Origin of the sequence: Candidatus Rhodobacter oscarellae (assembly GCF_001078595.1) — a bacterium.
Lineage (GTDB): Bacteria > Pseudomonadota > Alphaproteobacteria > Rhodobacterales > Rhodobacteraceae > Rhodobacter_B > Rhodobacter_B oscarellae.
In genome coordinates this window covers 1,838,883-1,855,465 of record NZ_LFTY01000002.1, presented here as the reverse complement: position 1 = coordinate 1,855,465, position 16,583 = coordinate 1,838,883, and the positions used below count along the sequence as shown (strand labels likewise).

General features: G+C 61.9%; 18 protein-coding genes. 13 read left to right on the top strand and 5 right to left on the bottom strand.

Features of this window, described 5'->3' with window-relative positions:
* Positions 1 to 9 precede the first annotated feature (9 nt).
* From AIOL_RS13805 to AIOL_RS13755, 11 genes are all read left to right on the top strand, one after another.
* Complete coding sequence (locus tag AIOL_RS13805; RefSeq protein ID WP_049643515.1) at positions 10 to 525, top strand: hypothetical protein; 516 nt, start codon at positions 10 to 12, stop codon at positions 523 to 525.
* Positions 522 to 923, top strand: coding sequence for a carboxymuconolactone decarboxylase family protein (locus tag AIOL_RS13800; RefSeq protein ID WP_049643514.1), 402 nt, complete (start codon positions 522 to 524; stop codon positions 921 to 923). Before AIOL_RS13805 ends, AIOL_RS13800 begins: the two co-directional genes overlap by 4 nt.
* On the top strand, positions 920 to 1,528 hold the full coding sequence (locus AIOL_RS13795) for an NADH-quinone oxidoreductase subunit J (protein ID WP_049643513.1): 609 nt from the start codon (positions 920 to 922) through the stop codon (positions 1,526 to 1,528). The genes AIOL_RS13800 and AIOL_RS13795 overlap by 4 nt, the downstream gene beginning before the upstream one ends.
* 116 nt (positions 1,529 to 1,644) lie before the next feature.
* A complete protein-coding gene (nuoK, locus tag AIOL_RS13790; protein ID WP_049643512.1) occupies positions 1,645 to 1,950 on the top strand; it encodes an NADH-quinone oxidoreductase subunit NuoK in 306 nt (101 codons plus the stop codon).
* A gap of 6 nt (positions 1,951 to 1,956) precedes the next feature.
* Positions 1,957 to 4,059 (top strand): NADH-quinone oxidoreductase subunit L, encoded by a 2,103-nt coding sequence (gene nuoL / locus AIOL_RS13785; RefSeq protein WP_049643511.1) that lies wholly within the window; start codon positions 1,957 to 1,959, stop codon positions 4,057 to 4,059.
* A gap of 4 nt (positions 4,060 to 4,063) precedes the next feature.
* Positions 4,064 to 5,617, top strand: coding sequence for an NADH-quinone oxidoreductase subunit M (locus tag AIOL_RS13780; RefSeq protein WP_049643510.1), 1,554 nt, complete (start codon positions 4,064 to 4,066; stop codon positions 5,615 to 5,617).
* 1 nt (position 5,618) lies between these two features.
* Complete coding sequence (gene nuoN / locus AIOL_RS13775) at positions 5,619 to 7,058, top strand: NADH-quinone oxidoreductase subunit NuoN (RefSeq protein WP_049643509.1); 1,440 nt, start codon at positions 5,619 to 5,621, stop codon at positions 7,056 to 7,058.
* Positions 7,048 to 7,794 (top strand): biotin--[acetyl-CoA-carboxylase] ligase, encoded by a 747-nt coding sequence (locus AIOL_RS13770; protein WP_049643508.1) that lies wholly within the window; start codon positions 7,048 to 7,050, stop codon positions 7,792 to 7,794. The genes nuoN and AIOL_RS13770 overlap by 11 nt, the downstream gene beginning before the upstream one ends.
* Before the next feature lie 10 nt (positions 7,795 to 7,804).
* Entirely contained in the window at positions 7,805 to 8,581 is a 777-nt protein-coding gene (locus tag AIOL_RS13765) for a type III pantothenate kinase (protein ID WP_049643507.1), read from the top strand.
* Entirely contained in the window at positions 8,578 to 10,245 is a 1,668-nt protein-coding gene (locus tag AIOL_RS13760) for a ribonuclease J (RefSeq protein WP_049643506.1), read from the top strand. The genes AIOL_RS13765 and AIOL_RS13760 overlap by 4 nt, the downstream gene beginning before the upstream one ends.
* Positions 10,246 to 10,392: 147 nt before the next feature.
* A complete protein-coding gene (locus AIOL_RS13755; protein ID WP_152912528.1) occupies positions 10,393 to 10,767 on the top strand; it encodes a hypothetical protein in 375 nt (124 codons plus the stop codon).
* On the opposite strand, the gene AIOL_RS13750 is transcribed toward AIOL_RS13755, so the two are convergent.
* Both AIOL_RS13750 and AIOL_RS13745 read right to left on the bottom strand, forming a co-directional pair.
* Positions 10,764 to 11,090 (bottom strand): PilZ domain-containing protein, encoded by a 327-nt coding sequence (locus AIOL_RS13750; RefSeq protein ID WP_152912527.1) that lies wholly within the window; start codon positions 11,088 to 11,090, stop codon positions 10,764 to 10,766. The two genes, AIOL_RS13755 and AIOL_RS13750, sit on opposite strands and share 4 nt — an antisense overlap.
* Before the next feature lie 122 nt (positions 11,091 to 11,212).
* Positions 11,213 to 12,580, bottom strand: a complete 1,368-nt coding sequence (locus AIOL_RS13745) for a DEAD/DEAH box helicase (protein ID WP_049643503.1) — start codon at positions 12,578 to 12,580, stop codon at positions 11,213 to 11,215.
* 284 nt (positions 12,581 to 12,864) lie between these two features.
* On the opposite strand from AIOL_RS13745, the gene AIOL_RS25530 reads away from it, so the two are divergent.
* A complete protein-coding gene (locus tag AIOL_RS25530; RefSeq protein WP_160314486.1) occupies positions 12,865 to 13,011 on the top strand; it encodes a hypothetical protein in 147 nt (48 codons plus the stop codon).
* 69 nt (positions 13,012 to 13,080) lie between these two features.
* Here the strand turns inward: AIOL_RS25530 and AIOL_RS13740 are convergent, their stop codons facing one another.
* From AIOL_RS13740 to AIOL_RS13730, 3 genes are all read right to left on the bottom strand, one after another.
* Positions 13,081 to 13,458 carry a hypothetical protein gene (locus AIOL_RS13740; protein ID WP_049643502.1) on the bottom strand — a complete coding sequence of 126 codons (378 nt, stop codon included), beginning with the start codon at positions 13,456 to 13,458 and terminating at the stop codon, positions 13,081 to 13,083.
* Between the two features lie 31 nt (positions 13,459 to 13,489).
* Positions 13,490 to 13,972 carry a copper chaperone PCu(A)C gene (locus tag AIOL_RS13735; protein ID WP_049643501.1) on the bottom strand — a complete coding sequence of 161 codons (483 nt, stop codon included), beginning with the start codon at positions 13,970 to 13,972 and terminating at the stop codon, positions 13,490 to 13,492.
* Between the two features lie 94 nt (positions 13,973 to 14,066).
* Entirely contained in the window at positions 14,067 to 15,065 is a 999-nt protein-coding gene (locus AIOL_RS13730) for an alpha/beta hydrolase (protein ID WP_049643500.1), read from the bottom strand.
* 164 nt (positions 15,066 to 15,229) lie between these two features.
* Here AIOL_RS13730 and AIOL_RS13725 point away from each other — a divergent pair, with 164 nt between their 5' ends.
* Complete coding sequence (locus tag AIOL_RS13725) at positions 15,230 to 16,447, top strand: aminotransferase-like domain-containing protein (protein WP_049645449.1); 1,218 nt, start codon at positions 15,230 to 15,232, stop codon at positions 16,445 to 16,447.
* Positions 16,448 to 16,583 lie beyond the last annotated feature (136 nt).

Here is a 16,583-nt window from a genome sequence, read left to right as displayed (position 1 = left end):
CACCTGAACATGAGCCGCCGCCAACATATCCTCATGACTGCACTCGGGGCCGCGATCTTCGCGGGGCCGGGCATGGCTGCGAACGCGGCCGGGCCCGCGGATGCTGGGTGGAACGCCGGTCGCGCGGCGCTCTTTGCCGATGTCTGCATGGGCGCTGCGCCGGATTTCAACAGTTTCGACGCCAAGGCAAGATCGGCCGGGTTGGTCGAGACCGAAAGTGGTTGGACCGACGGCGCGGATAATGTGATGAATGTGGTCGCGCATGACGGCTTTTGCAGCTGCCTGATGGCGGTCGCCGCCCCAGAACCGGAGGCGATGACCAACTCGCTGTTCGAGCGCCTGCTTACGGATTTCGGCGACGGCTTTAAGGGCGCCGAGGACGGGCTCGCCGCCGTCGCGCCCTTCGACCGCGACGGTGTGGAGGTTGTCGCGATCATCGAGCCGCGCAAGGTGCAAGGCGCGTCCTGGATCTTGGCTCGGGCCACGGTCGTGGGCGCCTGTGGCAACGCCGAGGTGTCCCAATGAGCGACCAAAACCCCTTTGAGGCCATGATGCGCGCCGGCCAGGACTGGGCCAAGGCGATGGGCCCGGCGCTGGAGGCATTCTCGCCCGAGGCTTTAGAAAAGCTCTGGCCGACCATGCCCAAGGAGATGATGGAAGCCTTCATGGGCAAAGGCTTAAACCCAGAGGGGCTGGACGCTAAGACCCGGCTGCTATTGACCCTGCAGGGACTGACGATTCAGGGCGCCATAGCGGAGCCGCAGATGCGCCTCACGATGCGCCACGCGCTTGAGGCGGGGGCCACGGAGCAAGAAATCAATGAAACAATTGCACTGGCCGGGCTGTTCGGCGGCGCGCCCGCGATGACCAAAGCAATGCAGATTTTCGCCAATGTCCAAGACGGACAGGAGGGTGAGGCATGACGTTTGCCGACTTCACATTCTACGTGTTTTCGACGCTGACTCTAATCGGGGGCTTCTTCACCGTGGTAAGCCGCAATCCGGTGCATTCGGTGCTGTGGTTGATCCTGTCCTTTCTGTCCTCGGCGGGGCTGTTTGTTCTGCTGGGCGCAGAGTTCGTCGCCATGCTGCTGATCATTGTCTATGTCGGCGCGGTGGCGGTGCTGTTCCTTTTCGTGGTGATGATGCTGGATGTCGACTTTGCCGAGTTGAAGGCGGAGATGGCCAAGTACATGCCGCTGGCGTTGCTCATTGGCGTGGTGCTGTTGATGGAGCTGGGGCTGGTTTTCGGCACCTGGACCGCCAGCGATGGTGCCGAGGCCGCGCGCGCCGCGGTGACGCCCACAGACGTGCATAATACGGCGGCGTTGGGGCAGTTGCTTTATGACGACTACATCCTTTTGTTCCAGCTCGCCGGGCTGATCCTGCTGGTGGCGATGATCGGGGCCATCGTGCTGACGATCCGGCACCGCAGCGACATCAAACGCCAGGACATCTTGGCCCAGATCTATCGCGACCCTGCCAAGGCCATGGAGGTGCGCGACGTGAAACCGGGGCAGGGGCTCTAACATGGGGCAGAGCATGGGCCTTTTGGCGCCGCTCCTGCCGCTTCTGGGCGTCTTGGCCCTTGTGATCACCGCCGTTCGTAGACGGCGCGAAAAGAAAAAGAGGTTCGAGGGACGAAATGGTCGGACTTGAGCATTACCTGACGGTCGCCGCGGCGCTGTTTGTGATCGGCATCTTCGGGATCTTCCTGAACCGTAAGAACGTGATCATCCTCTTGATGTCCATCGAGCTGATCCTGTTGGCCGTGAACATCAACTTGGTGGCGTTCTCCAGCTTCCTGGGCGACCTGGTGGGGCAGATCTTTACCTTGTTCGTGCTAACGGTCGCGGCGGCAGAGGCCGCCATCGGCCTGGCGATCCTCGTCTGTTTCTTCCGCAACCGTGGCACTATCGACGTCGAAGACGTCAACGTGATGAAAGGCTAAAGGCTTATGGAAACCACCATACTTTTTGCCCCGCTCGTTGGCGCGCTGATCTGCGGATTTGGCTGGCGCATGCTGGGCGAGCATGCCGCGCAATGGGTCGCAACGGGCCTGTTGTTCCTGGCCTGTCTGCTCAGCTGGATCGTGTTCCTCGGCCATGACGGCGTGACCGAGCAGATCACGATCATGCGCTTTGTGGAATCCGGCACGCTCAGCACGGATTGGTCGATCCGGCTGGACCGGCTGACCGCGATCATGCTGGTGGTGATCACCACGGTCTCGGCGCTCGTGCACCTATACTCGTTTGGCTACATGGCCCATGATGAGAATTTCGATGACGCCAAGGAAAGCTATCGCCCGCGCTTCTTCGCATATCTGAGCTTTTTTACCTTCGCCATGCTGGCGTTGGTGACCTCGGACAACCTGGTGCAGATGTTCTTCGGCTGGGAGGGCGTGGGCGTCGCCTCATACCTGCTGATCGGGTTCTACTTCCGCAAGCCAAGCGCGAATGCCGCGGCGATCAAGGCCTTTGTGGTCAACAGGGTGGGCGATTTCGGATTTGCATTGGGGATATTCGGTCTCTTCATGCTCACGGATTCGATCAGCTTCGACGTGATCTTTGAGAAGGCGCCAGAGCTGGCGCAGATGACGATCCCGTTCCTCTGGCAGGAATGGAACGCGGCGAACTTGCTGGCATTCCTGCTGTTTGTGGGCGCGATGGGCAAGTCGGCGCAGCTGATCCTGCACACCTGGCTGCCAGACGCGATGGAGGGGCCGACGCCGGTGTCGGCGCTGATCCACGCGGCAACCATGGTGACCGCGGGCGTGTTCCTGGTTTGCCGCATGTCGCCCCTGATGGAATTCGCGCCGGGCGCCACGCAGTTCATCGTGTTTCTGGGCGCAACGACGGCTTTCTTTGCCGCCACTGTCGGCTTGGTGCAGAACGACATCAAACGCGTGATCGCCTATTCGACCTGCTCGCAGCTGGGCTATATGTTCGTGGCCGCGGGGGTCGGCGTCTACTCGGCGGCGATGTTCCACCTCTTCACCCACGCTTTCTTTAAGGCGATGCTGTTTCTGGGCGCGGGCTCGGTCATCCATGCGATGCATCACGAGCAGGACATGCGTAACTATGGCAACCTGCGCCACAAGATCCCCTATACGTTCTGGGCGATGATGATCGGCACGCTGGCGATCACCGGCGTGGGCATCCCGCTGACCTATGTCGGGTTTGCTGGGTTCTTCTCTAAGGATGCGATCATCGAGAGCGCTTTCGCCGCGGGCAGCGGGGTTGGCACATATGCGTTCATCCTTCTGGTGATCGCGGCTCTTTTCACCAGTTTCTACTCTTGGCGGTTGATGTTCATGACGTTCTACGGTGAGGCGCGCGGCGATAAGCATACCCATGACCACGCCCATGAGAGCCCGATGACCATGCTGGTGCCGTTGGGCGTGCTGGCGCTTGGCGCGGTGTTCGCGGGTATGATCTGGTTGAAGCCGTTCTTTGGCGACACCGCGGATGTGAATAAGTTCTTCGGGGTGCCCTACCACGCTGAAGAGAAGCATGCCGGCGTGACCGGCGACACGATGCTCTTGGGCGCGGGTGGTGAGGACGGCCATGCCGAAGAGGCGGCGCATGGCGACGAGGTCGCAGGCTGGACGCCAGGCGGCGGCGCGATCTATGCGCATCCCAGCAACCACGTGCTGCATGACGCGCATTACGTGCCGGTTTGGGTGAAGGTCTCGCCCTTTGTTGCGATGCTGATTGGGTTCGGTTTTGCTTGGCTGTTCTACATTCGCGCGCCGCATCTGCCCGGGCAGTTGGCGGCGAACCAGCGGCACCTGTATCAGTTCCTGCTGAACAAATGGTACTTTGACGAGCTCTACGACTATATCTTCACGCGGCCGGCCAAGGCGATTGGCGGCTTTCTGTGGCGGCGCGGGGATGGCAACGTCATCGACGGCTTCCTGAACGGGATGGCCCTGGGCGTTGTGCCCTTCTTCACCCGCTGGGCCGGTCGATTGCAGTCGGGTTACATATTCACTTACGCCTTCATGATGGTGATCGGGATTGTGCTCCTGGTCTCCTGGATGACGCTGGCGGGGAACTGAGATCATGGACAACATCCTCTCCATCATCACCTTCCTGCCGCTGGTGGCGGCGGCAATCCTAGCGTTGTTTCTGCGCGGCGACGATGCGGCGGCACAGAACAATGCCAAATGGCTGGCGCTTATTGCGACCTCTGTGACGTTCTTGATCTCGCTGTTCTTGATTGCGCAGTTTGACCCGGCTGACACGGGCTTTCAGTTCGTTGAGGAACGCGACTGGCTCTTGGGCTTGAAGTACAAGATGGGCGTCGACGGGATCTCGATCCTATTTGTCATGCTCACGACCTTCCTGATGCCGATCACGATCCTGTCCTGCTGGGGCGTGACGGATCGGGTGAAGGAATACATGATCGCCTTCCTGGCGCTTGAAACATTGATGCTGGGCGTGTTCTGCGCGCTCGACATGATCCTGTTCTACCTCTTCTTCGAGGGCGGATTGATCCCGATGTTCTTGATCATCGGCATCTGGGGCGGCGCGAACCGGATCTACGCGGCGTTCAAGTTCTTCCTCTATACCTTCATCGGTTCGGTGCTGATGCTGGTGGCGATGATCGCGATGTATATGGACGCGGGCACCACCGACATCCCGACGCTATTGACGCATAACTTTGGCACTGAGAGCTTCCACCTCTTGGGCATTCACGTGGTCGGCGGCATGCAGACGCTCTTGTGGGTGGCGTTTTTTGCCAGCTTTGCGGTGAAGATGCCGATGTGGCCGGTGCATACCTGGCTGCCGGACGCGCATGTTCAAGCGCCGACGGCGGGTTCGGTCGTGCTGGCAGCGATCCTGCTGAAGATGGGCGGTTACGGGTTCTTGCGGTTCAGCCTGCCGATGTTCCCGGTGGCTTCTGATCTGCTGGCGCCGCTCGTGCTGTGGATGAGCGCGATTGCCATTGTCTACACCTCGCTGGTGGCATTGGCGCAGGAGGATATGAAAAAGCTGATCGCTTATTCCTCCGTGGCGCATATGGGCTATGTGACGGCGGGGATATTCGCGGCGAATCAACAGGGTATAGACGGCGCGATCTTTCAGATGATCAGCCACGGCTTTATCTCGGGCGCGCTCTTTCTGTGCGTGGGGGTGATCTATGACCGGATGCACACGCGCGAGATTGATGCATATGGTGGCCTGGTGAACCGCATGCCGGCCTATGCTTTGATCTTCATGCTGTTCACGATGGCCAATGTGGGGCTGCCGGGCACGTCCGGCTTCGTCGGCGAGTTTCTGACCCTTATGGGGATATTCCAGGTGAATACCTGGGTCGCGGCCTTCGCCACCACCGGGGTTATCCTGTCGGCGGCCTACGCGCTGTGGCTTTACCGAAGGGTAGTGATGGGCGAGCTGATCAAGGAAAGCCTAAAATCGATCACGGATATGACCCCGCGAGAGCGGTTCATCTTTGCGCCCTTGGTCGTGATGACGATCCTATTGGGGGTCTATCCCAGCCTGGTGACGGATGTGATCGGGCCCTCGGTTGCGGCCTTGATCGCAGAGCATCAAACGGCGCTGGCCGAGTATCCAGGCGCCTTGACCCAAATCGTTGAGAGCACGGGGCACTGACATGACCAATGTTGATTTTCAGATCGTGCTGCCGGAGGTGATCCTCTGCCTCTTCGCGATGGCGGCGCTGATGTTCGGCGTCTACACCGGCAAGGACAAGACCGCGCCGTTGATAAACTGGATGACGGCGGGGGTCTTCGTATTGCTCGCCTTGATCATCGGGATCAATGGCGCCGGTTCCAACGAAGCCTTCGGCGGGATGTTCGTCGACGATGGGTTCTCGCGTTTTGCAAAGGTGGTGATCTTGATCTCCGCCGCCGCGATCCTGGTGATGTCCGAGCGCTACATGCAGAAGGCTGGGCTGCTGCGGTTTGAGTACCCGCTTCTGATCGCGCTGGCGGTCGTGGGCATGATGGTGATGGTCTCAGCCGGCGACCTGATCGCGCTTTACATGGGGCTGGAGCTGCAGTCGCTGGCGCTTTATGTCGTCGCCTCTTTGCGCCGAGATAGCGTGCGATCGACCGAGGCGGGTCTGAAGTATTTTGTTCTGGGGGCGTTGTCTTCCGGGCTGCTGCTTTACGGCGCTTCGTTGACCTACGGGTTTGCGGGCACAACGATGTTCTCTGGCATCGTGACGGCGGCGACGGACGGGCATGTCTCGATCGGGCTACTGTTTGGCCTGGTCTTCATCCTGGCCGGTCTGGCGTTTAAGGTCTCGGCGGCCCCGTTCCATATGTGGACGCCGGACGTCTACGAGGGCTCGCCAACGCCGGTGACGGCCTTTTTCGCGACGGCGCCAAAGATGGCGGCGATGGGGCTGTTCGCCCGCGTTATGCATGACGCCTTCGGCAATGTGACGGCAGATTGGAGCCAGGTCGTGGCCTTTCTCAGTGTTGCATCGATGTTCTTGGGCGCGGTGGCCGCGATTGGTCAGCGCGACATCAAGCGGCTCATGGCCTATTCGTCGATTGCGCATATGGGCTTTGCGCTGATGGGGCTGGCCTCGGGGACTGAGTTCGGCGTGCAGGCGATGCTGGTCTATATGGCGATCTATGTGACCATGAATGTCGGCACGTTTGCGTTTATTCTGTCGATGGAGCGCGATGGGCAGGTGGTCACTGATATCTCGGCCCTGAACCAGCTCTCAAAGCAGCAGCCGCTCAAGGCGCTGGCCCTGTTGGTGCTGATGTTTAGCCTGGCGGGTGTGCCGCCCTTGGTGGGCTTCTTTGGCAAGTTCTACGTGCTGCAAGCGGCGGTGCAGGCGGATATGGCTTGGCTGGCGGTAGCCGGAGTGATCGCGTCGGTGATTGGCGCGTTCTATTACCTGCGGATCGTGTATTTCATGTATTTCGGCGAGGAGACGGACGGGCTGGACGGCGCCAGCAACCCGGCGGAATGGGCACTTTTGATGGTGTCGGCGGCGATCATGGTCTTTGGGGTGGTGAACCTCTTTGGCATTGAGGGCCCGGCGATGGCGGCTGCGGCGGCCCTTGTCCAGTAGCGATTGGCCCCACGGCTATGCACGGATCGTCTTAGAGGAGACCGATTCGACCAACGCAGAGGCGGCCCGCCGGGCCGCGAGCCTTGCCGGGCCGGCTTGGATCCTGGCGCATCGCCAGACCGAAGCGCGCGGGCGCCGGGGCCGCCCCTGGGAAAGCCCCACGGGAAATTTTGCCGCCACGCTGGTGCTGCACCCCACCGAACCGCCCGAGCAAGTCGCGTTGCGCAGCTTCGTCGCCGCACTGGCGTTGCACGAGGCCTGCGTGGCCGTGACCGGGCGCCCAGAGGGTTTTAGCCTCAAATGGCCCAATGATGTGCTGCTGAACGGTGGCAAGCTTGCGGGGATTTTGCTGGAGTCGCTGGGGCAGGGCCCACGGCTGGACCACCTGGCGATTGGAATCGGGGTCAACTTGGCGCAGGCCCCTCAGGTCGAGGACCCCAAGGCGCTGCGTCCGGTGGCGTTGGCCGAGACGGGGGCCGTCGTTGCGCCGGAGGAGTTCCTCAACCATCTCGCCAGCGCATACGCGGCCTGGGAGATACGCTTCACAGGTTTTGGATTTGCGCCGATCCGCGAGGCTTGGCTGGCCCGCGCCGCCCGCCTGGGCGACACAATAACGGCGCGCACCATGCGCGAAGAGACCACCGGGACCTTCGAGACGGTGGACAATTCCGGCGCTTTGGTCTTATCCACACCGAAGGGCCGCGTGGCGATCCAGGCGGCGGACGTGTTTTTCTAAAGGCTTTCCAATGCTGCTTTGCATCGATACGGGCAACACCAACACGGTCTTCTCGATCTGGGACGGCGCGCGGTTCCTGGCGACCTGGCGCGCCTCGACCGAGCATCAGCGCACGGCGGATCAGTATTATGTCTGGCTGTCGACGTTGATGAAGGCCAATGACCTCACGAATGTAATGATCGACGAGGTGGTGATTTCGTCGACGGTGCCGCGGGTGGTGTTCAACCTCCGGGTCCTGTGCGCGAACTACTTTGACTGCCGCCCGTTGGTGGTCGGCAAGCCGGAATGCATGCTGCCGGTGCCCTACCGGGTGGAGGCGGGCACGCGCCCCGGCCCCGACCGGCTGGCGAATGCGGCGGCGGCCTTCGACCGGCACGGCGGCAACGTGGTGGTGGTGGATTTTGGCACGGCCACGAATTTCGACGTGGTGGGCGCGGACGGGGCCTATGTCGGCGGGGTGATCGCGCCGGGGGTGAATCTTAGCCTGGAGGCGCTGCACGCGGGCGCCGCGGCGCTGCCGCATGTCGACATCTCGCAACCGGAGAAGGTGATCGGCGAGAACACCGTGGCCTGCATCCAGTCGGGCGTGTTCTGGGGCTACACCGGCCTGATCGAGGGGATGACCCGCCGCATCAAGGACGAATACGGCGCGCCGATGAAGGTGATCGGCACGGGCGGGTTGGCGCCGCTCTTTGCCCAGGGCGAGGCGTTGTTCGACACGATCGAGCACGATCTAACGATGCACGGGCTGACCGTCATCCACCAATATAATAAGGAAAATGCGTGAGCAGTGAACGGCTGATCTATCTCCCACTCGGCGGGTCCGGGGAAGTGGGGATGAATTGTTATGTCTATGGTTACGGGCCCGAGAACAACGAGCGTTTGATTGTTGTGGACCTTGGGGTGACCTTCCCGGACATGGACACAACGCCGGGGGTGGACTTGATCCTGCCGGAAATCTCGTGGCTCGAGGCACGGCGCGACCGGATCGACGGGATATTCATCACGCATGGGCACGAGGACCATATCGGCGCGCTGGGGCATCTGTGGGCGCGGCTGAAAGCGCCGGTCTATGCGCGCGCCTTCACGGCGCATCTGGGGCGCATGAAGCTGGAAGAGCAGGGCCATTCCGGCGAGGTGATCAAGACGCGCGGCGCTTGGCCCGAGCAGCGGCAAACCGGCCCATTCAACGTGGGGTTCTTGCCAGTCTCGCATTCCATACCCGAAAGCTCTGGCTTGGTGATCGACACGCCCGCGGGACGGGTTGTGCATACGGGCGACTTCAAGCTGGATCGCTCGCCCGGCGTGGGCGAGCCCTATGATCCCGCTCTTTGGGCGGAGGTCGCGCGGCCTGGCATCCATGCCTTGGTTTGCGATTCGACGAATGTGCAGTCGCTGCACGAGGGCCGCAGCGAATCCAGCGTCGGCCCGGAAATTGAACGCCTGGTCAGTTCTGCCAAGGGCGCGGTAGCGGCGACCACTTTTGCCTCCAACGTGGCGCGGGTGAAAACCTTGGCCGAGGCGGGCACCCGCGCTGGCCGCTCGGTGGTTCTGCTGGGGCGCGCGATGCGGCGCATGATCACCGCGGCGATTGAGACCGGAGTGCTGACGGATTTCCCCCAAGTGGTCAGCCCCGAGGACGCGCAGCAAATCCCGCGCGAGAACCTGATGCTTCTGACAACGGGGAGCCAAGGCGAGCGTCGCGCGGCGACGGCGCAGCTCAGCCGTGGCAAGTTTCTGGGCCTGCAGCTTAAAGAGGGTGATCTGTTCCTATTCTCGTCAAAGACGATCCCTGGGAATGAGAGCTCGGTTCTAAGGATCATTAACAATTTCAGCGAGATGGGCGTGGACGTCGTGGATGATAGCTCGGGGCTGTATCACGTCTCGGGGCATGCGAACCGTCCGGATCTTTTGGCCGTGCATGAGGTGCTGGACCCAAAAATGGTGATCCCGATGCATGGCGAGCACCGGATGCTGCGGGCGCATGCCGTGCTGGCTGAGAATGGCGGGCGCGCGGCGATCATCGCGCCAAACGGCAAGATGCTGGACCTAACCGGCGACGTGCCGCAGGTGGCGGACTATGTCGAGACCGGGCGCGACTATCTGGACGGCGATGTTCGGATCGGCGCGTTGGACGGGATCGTACGCGACCGGATCCGCATGGCCCTAAACGGGCATGTGTTGGTCAATGTGGTCCTGGACGAGGACGACGAGCTGCTTGGCGACCCGTGGTGCGAGACGATGGGGCTGGCCGGGACCGGTCGGTCGAATGCGCCCGTTGTGGATGTCCTGGAGCATGACTTGGGCCAGGCCATCGCGCGTGCGGGGCAAAAAACCGTCGCTGATGACGCCGCGATGGAGGATCTGGCCAAGAAAACGGTGCGCAGATCCGCGCAGGAAGAGATCGGTAAGAAGCCCGAAGTGACGGTCATCATCTCTCGGCTGTCATGATCCAGAATCTGCGAGGATAGGCGCTCCAACAGGGCCCGAACCACAATGATGCCATAGTTTCGCCGGATTTCTGCGAAACAATGGCATCATTCGGTGTGAGAGGCCTGTATGCGTATCCCAAAGTTCCTTGGTTCTATTATTGTTTGCGTGGCAATCTACCCGTTGGTCTTGCTTGGCGTATGGGCTCTGGTGTGGCTGGGCGTCGTCGCGACAAATCTAGAGATGCCAACGGACACGATGCCTCTGGTCTACGGGTTGTGTTTTGCTGTCCTAACGGTCGCTCTGATCGACCTTTTGGGCTACGTAAGCGTGATCATGGGACTGGTGGCCATCGCAAATCTGATCGAATACGCGCAAATCGTGGTGCCTGGACGCAGCGCCTCTGCGATTGACTTTATCGCGGGCCTTGCGGGCATCATTGTCGCCGCGCTGCTTGTGTGGGCCGCGCGAACGCTTTTGTCCCGAGGCGATCACAGCGGGCCGGAATTGAGCATGAGCGCGGACGCAGAGCAGCGGATCTAGCCCCGCCCTTTGATCCTGACGTCGAGCTGTGAAAAGAACGCCTCGACCTTCACGCGGGCGCGATCTGGGTGCCGAAAGCTGATCCCAACACGGCCATCGCGCTGCCATCGCAAGAGCGCCTCGAACACGCCGACATCCTCGATCTCGATGCATTGCACGCTTTCAAGCTGCTGTGGAGCGGCGTCGACATCATAGCTGAGGCAGGCACCATCATAGGACAGGTCCAGCACATGGCCGCTGATCGGTGCTGGGAACGCGTCAAGCTGGCAGGGCAGGTGCAACGGTGCACGTTGGTTGCTAAACCACGGTTCGATTGCCGACATCACCAGATCCCCAACCTCATTACGACCAACATCCGCGCACGGAGCGCGGCACAGCTGCTGCGCCTCGCGCGGCACGAGACTTTTAGGCCGAAAACGTTACCGATTGGTTTTCGCGCGCCTGTCTAGGACGTGCGGCGCTCGTCAAAGCTCATCGCGATAAACGAGGGCATATGCTCGCCCATCCCAACAACCGTCCCTGCCTTGTGCCCGCGATCGTCGCGTTCCTTACCACGCCCGCGCGAGCGGCTGCGGCTTTCGCGCTTTGGCTTGTCCTCGCGGACCTCTGGCTTTGGCGCCTCGACCGGGGCGGAGGTGGCGGTGGCGGCGGCAGGTGCTGCCGATTGCGCCGGGTTGTCGATGCGTGGGATCGCTTTCGCGATCAGCTTTTCCACCGCGTCCAGCGCCTTTTCGTCGCGCGGCTCGCAGATCATGATGGCCTTGCCCTCGCGGCCCGCCCGACCGGTGCGGCCGATACGGTGCACGTAGTCCTCGGGGTGGCCTGGGACATCAAAGTTGAACACGTGGCTGACAGAGGGCACGTCCAGCCCGCGCGCCGCCACATCTGAGGCCACAAGCAGCTTGAGCGACTTGTCGCGGAAGGCGTCCAGGGTGCGCGTGCGCTGCGATTGGTCGAGATCACCGTGGATGGGCTCGGCGTTAAAGCCGTATTTCTTCAAGGACTTGGCGACGATGTCCACATCCGTCTTGCGGTTGCAGAAGATGATCGCGTTGGTGCAGGTTTCGCCCTCGGCCTCGATGACCGCGCGCAGCGTCTTGCGCTTCTCGGATGCGGCGCGGTCGCGCCGCGATCCCTTGAACATCACAACAGCCTGTTCGATCGTCTCTGATGCCGTCGCCTGGCGGGCGACCTCGATCTTGACGGGATTCGATAGGAAGGTGTTGGTGATCCGCTCGATCTCTGGCGCCATGGTGGCCGAAAAGAACAGCGTCTGCCGCGTGAAGGGCGTCAGGCTAAAGATACGCTCGATATCGGGGATGAACCCCATGTCCAGCATTCGGTCAGCCTCGTCCACGACCATGACCTGCACGCCGGTCAGCAACAGCTTACCGCGCTCGAAATGGTCAAGCAGGCGGCCCGGTGTCGCAATTAGCACGTCCACGCCCTTGTCGATCAGGAGGTCCTGTTCCTTGAACGAGACCCCGCCGATCAGCAAAGCCTTGGTCAGCTTGACGTTCTGGGCATAGGTGTCGAAGTTCTCGGCCACCTGCGCGGCAAGCTCACGCGTGGGGCAAAGCACCAGCGAGCGCGGCATCCGCGCGCGGGCGCGCCCCCGGGCCAGCATGGTGATCATCGGCAATGTGAAGGACGCAGTCTTGCCGGTGCCGGTCTGCGCGATTCCCAACACGTCCTTGCCCTCAAGCGCGGGAGGGATAGCGCCCTCTTGGATCGGTGTTGGCGTTTCGTACCCGGCCTCGGTAACGGCGCGGAGTACTTTGGGGCTTAGCCCCAAGTCTGAAAAAGAAGTCATAAGTGCCTTTCGGTTCGGCGGCTCAGTGGATGGCCGCTAAACCAGCGCGGCCCGGCGGACCGCATTGCCCACCTTCATCTCAAGGGTGACCTAGGGGATTGGCCGGGTTCGGTCAAGCCCTGCATACGGTCGCGATTCACATACTGTCGCCAAAACAGGTACAATCGCCACAATAACTGGGGATTACGGCGCAGGTTTCCACAGTCGTAATATTCCCAACCTCTCGCCTTATAGCCGGCACAACTTTGCATTTGATTAACCACGCACAAAGCGGGAGACTACCCATGGAATTTGTTCCATATCTGATCCCGGGCGCTGCCACGATGGCCGTGCTCGGTATGGTTTATTTGATTTTCGTGTTCTGGGTCAGACGCCCGGGGCGCCGCGCGGATCTAGAGGCGCGTGGCGGACAGGATCTAGGCGAGCTTTAGGTCCGTCCCGAAGACCGTATCGATAGCACCCGTCGCGGCTGCCGCGGCGGGTGTCTGATTTTTGTGGTCCTAGTTTGCCGCGACCACCGCGGCGTCGATCATGCGATAGGCCTGATAGGTGGTCGGGTCGTCGATCAGCTCTAACTGCCCGCGGATATGCAGCTTTGAGAACTCGGCCATATCCTTCATGGGCTTCTTCAAGGTGACCTCTAGCGAGGGCCCATACCCGCCGTTGCCACAAAACGGGCAGTCGGCGGGGTCGGGCACCAGCAGGAAGAACTCGATATAGGCCTGCGCCTGGATGGGGACGTAAAAGCCGGCGATGTCGAAGTTCCTCGATTCGGCTGCGGCCAGCACATCCGCCGAGAAACTCTTTTTGGCCTGCCAGATATCCCCGTCCAGCTCTTCGGTGATCGTCACGCCTTGCAGGACCTGCCAGTTGCGCATGGCATCTGCATGAGCCGTCGAAGCCAGAAGGCTAGTGATTATGGCCAGCGTGGCCGTGGCTATCCGCATCCGCTGCCTCCACTTCGACGTGCACATCCAGGTGGAGATCATCGCCGAACTCGAGCTCTAATTCAAACTCGTCCCCTTCAGATAGGGCCTTTGCGACGTCATGCAACTCGATAAAGAGCCCGCCGGGGGCCAGTTCCATCTCGGAACCCGCAGGCACGGGCAGTTCCTCGATCTCGGTCTCGTCGCCAGTGCTGGGGTCAATCGCCATGAGATGGGCCTCTTTTGCGATCTCGGTCTCGGCCCCCATAAGAACGACCTCGGTGGCGCGGTTATTCTCAATCTCAAGGTAGACCGCAACATGGTCGTCGTCGGTGGCGTTGGTCCAGGCATGCAGGATGCGCAGGCCGTCCGCTTCGGAGAGGTGGTCTGAGTGTTCGTCATCGGCCGCCAGAACGGGTGCGGCGGCAGTCGACAACAGGAAGGCGGCAAGCACGGTGAGGCGCATGTTTAGGGCTCCAACTGGTATGTTATATTGTAACGGTTCCATCGCTTGGATGCCAGGAAACCGATTGCACCGCAAGGGGCGGCGCGGCCCGCGCTTAAAGCAGCAGCCGTCCGCCGTCCGCAAGCTGCCGGCTCAAGGCCCGGATCGCGCCGGGAGAGTTAAACGGCACGTTGTGGCCCAGCCGGTCGTCGCCTGCGAAGCGCCCGACATCAATGAATTGGATGCCGCGCGCGCTGAGCGCCTCGTTCTGGGTGACCACGCCCAGGCGCTGAGCCTCGCCGGTGATGAACGACGACAGGCGCAGCGCACGGTCCCCGGGCGCCGAGACCACGAAGAACGGGTCGGGCAGCGGCCGGATGGGCGCGATCTGGCGCTCAAAGACCTGCGCGTCGATATCTGGCGAGATCAGGTAGAGCTCGTCGATATGATGCGCCGGATCGCCTGGCGACTTCAAAGCCATGGACCGCATAACCTCCATCGACAGGAACGTGCCCATGGAATGCGCCGCCAGCACGATCTTGCGCCCGGTGCGGCGGCGGACCTCGCGGATCAAATTCTCTAACCCGTCGCGGGCGAACAGCACCGAGTCGCGGTCGTAGACATAACCAAGCAGCTGGCCGCTTGACGGCCAGGCGAAGGCAATCGTGGGGAAGGGGACCAGGTAGTCGGTCTTCAGCTGCGCCAGGCGCAGCCCCGCCTGCTGGATGTTGGTGTTGTAGCCATGCACAAAGATCGCCACGCGATCCTTTTCACCGGGGCCGCTGTCCAGGGCCCTCAGAAACCCGCCCAAGTCGTGTTCCTCGGCGCCCACCAGGGCGAAATGTTTCTCTGGGTCGGGATGGGGCGCGGTCTCGATTTTGCCGGGCGTGTGGCCGGGCGGGATAGAGATGTCGGCCTCAAAGTACCGCGTGCGGTTGACCCTCGGGTTGCCAAAGTTCCGAAAGGTCTCCAGATCGCCATGCTGGGTCGCAACATAGATGCGCTGGATCTTGGCGTTCGGCGGGGCGGCCTGGATCTCTGGCGGCGGAAGCGAGCGGCTGCAGGCGGTGAGGGCGGCGGCACTGGTACCAAGCAGGAAGTTACGGCGGTGCATATTGCGCCCTTCAGTTGATGCAATTTCGGTATCATCGCTCCAGGCTGCTGAGAATTCAACTCCCGCATCAAGAATTCCGCGCCAAGTGTTAAGTTTAGGATGGTAGTTCCGGGCAGGGCTTGCAAACCTGCCTGGAACGCAACGCGAAGACCGGGACCACACCAATGTTCGATTTCTCCTCGAAACTATCCGCCGCAGCAACCGGCCAGGCCAAGCCCTATGGCGGGTTGCCGCCCTATCATTTCGTGGGAGGCAATATCGACGAGCCGACCGTGCCGGTCGAGGCGCTGGCCGACGCCGTGGCCAAGACGCTGCGCGCGCAAGGGCACGCGATGGGAAAATACGGCATGGACAGCGGCAGCCAAGGGCACCTGCCGCTGCGGGAACGCGTGGCCGAGATGCTGGAGGGCCGTGCGCAGATGCGCGTGGATCCGGGCGAGGTGCTGATGACCTCGGGCTCGCTGCAGGCCATGGAATTGGTGAATAGGGCGCTGCTGGATCGCGGCGACGTGGTGCTGGTGGAGGCCGCGAACTATGCTGGCGCGCTGAACAGACTGGGTGCGTTGGGCGTCGACTATGTGGGCATCGACCTGGACGCGGACGGGATGCGGATGGACGCGCTTGAGGCGGCGCTTGCGGATCTTGCTGCGCAGGGCCGCAAGCCCAAGTTCATCTACACGATCCCCACGGTGCAGAACCCGACCGGCTCGGTCATGCCCATTGCGCGGCGGCGCGAGATGCTGGCCCTGGCGGCGCGGTTCGACGTGCCGATCTTTGAGGATGATTGCTACGCTGACCTGGTCTTTTCCGGAGAGCGCCCGCCCGCGCTGCATGCGCTGGATACGGAGGGGCGGGTGATCTATTGCGGCACGTTCTCCAAGACCATCGCGCCCGCGCTGCGCCTAGGTTTTTTGGTGGCGCCCTGGCCGTTGATGGGGCGGATCCTGCCTTTGAAGACGGATGCGGGCAGCGGCGCGCTCGAGCAGTTGGTGATGGCGGAGTTCCTGCCCGATGCGTTTGACGTCCATGTCTCGAATCTCCTGCCGATGCTGCAGGAAAAGGCGGACGCCCTTTGCGCCGCGCTGGACGAGCATTTCGGGGCCGCCGCTGAATATGAGCGACCTGTCGGCGGGATCTACCTTTGGGTCACCCTGCCGCAGCAGGTGAACACTGACCGGCTGTTCCAGGTCGCTTTGGCCCAGGGCGTCGAGATCAACCCGGGCTCGCAATGGTCCGTGGATGGCGCGGCCAACCGGCACCGGATGCGGCTGTGCTTTGGGCACCCCTCGATCGAGACCATCCAGGCGGGCGTCGCGAAACTGGCCAAAGCGTGTTTTGAGGAGTTCGGTGTGCCCGAGCGGGGTGGCAACCTGGCGCGGTGACGGTTCTTTTGCTGGCCATAAGCGACGCGGCGACAGGGGCTCTTCTCGGTTGGGCGAGATAGCCCGGTCGCTTCAGAGAGGCGGTACACATTCCAGTGGACCTGGGGCAGAGTGGTCGCATTCATCAGTGCAGGAC

Bases quoted from the DNA above. Each gene is read 5' to 3' on its own strand.
- AIOL_RS13795 (WP_049643513.1), top strand. From the start codon at position 920: ATGACGTTTGCCGACTTCACATTCTACGTGTTTTCGACGCTGACTCTA.
- AIOL_RS13765 (WP_049643507.1), top strand. From the start codon at position 7,805: ATGCTGCTTTGCATCGATACGGGCAACACCAACACGGTCTTCTCGATC.
- AIOL_RS13730 (WP_049643500.1), bottom strand. From the start codon at position 15,065: ATGCACCGCCGTAACTTCCTGCTTGGTACCAGTGCCGCCGCCCTCACC.
- AIOL_RS25530 (WP_160314486.1), top strand. From the start codon at position 12,865: ATGGAATTTGTTCCATATCTGATCCCGGGCGCTGCCACGATGGCCGTG.
- AIOL_RS13805 (WP_049643515.1), top strand. From the start codon at position 10: ATGAGCCGCCGCCAACATATCCTCATGACTGCACTCGGGGCCGCGATC.
- AIOL_RS13745 (WP_049643503.1), bottom strand. From the start codon at position 12,580: ATGACTTCTTTTTCAGACTTGGGGCTAAGCCCCAAAGTACTCCGCGCC.
- AIOL_RS13750 (WP_152912527.1), bottom strand. From the start codon at position 11,090: ATGTCGGCAATCGAACCGTGGTTTAGCAACCAACGTGCACCGTTGCAC.
- AIOL_RS13725 (WP_049645449.1), top strand. From the start codon at position 15,230: ATGTTCGATTTCTCCTCGAAACTATCCGCCGCAGCAACCGGCCAGGCC.
- nuoK (WP_049643512.1), top strand. From the start codon at position 1,645: ATGGTCGGACTTGAGCATTACCTGACGGTCGCCGCGGCGCTGTTTGTG.
- AIOL_RS13800 (WP_049643514.1), top strand. From the start codon at position 522: ATGAGCGACCAAAACCCCTTTGAGGCCATGATGCGCGCCGGCCAGGAC.
- nuoL (WP_049643511.1), top strand. From the start codon at position 1,957: ATGGAAACCACCATACTTTTTGCCCCGCTCGTTGGCGCGCTGATCTGC.
- AIOL_RS13740 (WP_049643502.1), bottom strand. From the start codon at position 13,458: ATGCGCAACTGGCAGGTCCTGCAAGGCGTGACGATCACCGAAGAGCTG.
- AIOL_RS13780 (WP_049643510.1), top strand. From the start codon at position 4,064: ATGGACAACATCCTCTCCATCATCACCTTCCTGCCGCTGGTGGCGGCG.
- nuoN (WP_049643509.1), top strand. From the start codon at position 5,619: ATGACCAATGTTGATTTTCAGATCGTGCTGCCGGAGGTGATCCTCTGC.
- AIOL_RS13735 (WP_049643501.1), bottom strand. From the start codon at position 13,972: ATGCGCCTCACCGTGCTTGCCGCCTTCCTGTTGTCGACTGCCGCCGCA.